This is a genomic window from Paraburkholderia humisilvae, from assembly GCF_902859855.1.
Classification (GTDB): Bacteria; Pseudomonadota; Gammaproteobacteria; order Burkholderiales; family Burkholderiaceae; genus Paraburkholderia; species Paraburkholderia humisilvae.
Genome location: NZ_CADIKH010000423.1, coordinates 1 through 800 on the forward strand (window position 1 = coordinate 1; position 800 = coordinate 800).

Sequence of the window (800 nt, forward strand, 5' to 3'; positions counted from 1 at the left end):
TCGGCAATCCGCATGATCGCGAAGCTGCCGACGCTGGTTGCGATGGCGTACAAGTACAGCATCGGCCAGCCGTTCGTGTATCCGCAGAACGATCTGTCGTACAGCGCGAACTTCATGCGGATGATGTTCTCGAACCCGTGCGAAGAGTACAAGGTCAACGACGTGCTGGTGCGCGCGCTCGACCGGATCCTGATCCTGCACGCGGACCACGAGCAGAACGCGTCGACGTCGACCGTGCGTCTCGCGGGTTCGTCGGGTGCGAACCCGTTTGCGTGTATCGCGGCCGGTATCGCGTGCCTGTGGGGTCCGGCGCACGGCGGCGCGAACGAAGCGGCGCTGAACATGCTGGAAGAAATCGGCACGGTGGATCACATCCCCGATTTCATCAAGCAGGTGAAGGACAAGAATTCCGGCGTGAAGCTGATGGGCTTCGGCCACCGCGTGTACAAGAACTACGACCCGCGCGCCAAGCTGATGCGCGAGACGTGCCACGAAGTGCTCGAGGAACTGGGCCTGCACGACGACCCGCTGTTCAAGCTCGCGATGGCGCTCGAGAAGATCGCGCTGGAAGACGAATACTTCGTGTCGCGCAAGCTGTACCCGAACGTGGACTTCTATTCGGGCATCGTGCAGCGCGCGCTGGGCATTCCGACGTCGATGTTCACCTGCATCTTCGCGATGGCGCGTACGGTGGGCTGGATTGCGCAGTGGAACGAGATGATTGCCGATCCGGAACAGAAGATTGGCCGTCCGCGTCAGCTCTTCGTCGGCGAGACGCCGCGCGAGGCGAAGCCGCTCGC

The 800-nt window shown here is 62.4% G+C and carries 1 protein-coding gene; it reads left to right on the forward strand.

Features of this window, described 5'->3' with window-relative positions:
* The coding region (locus HV796_RS42880; RefSeq protein ID WP_175233631.1) for a citrate synthase at positions 1 to 800 on the forward strand (800 nt) is incomplete at both ends.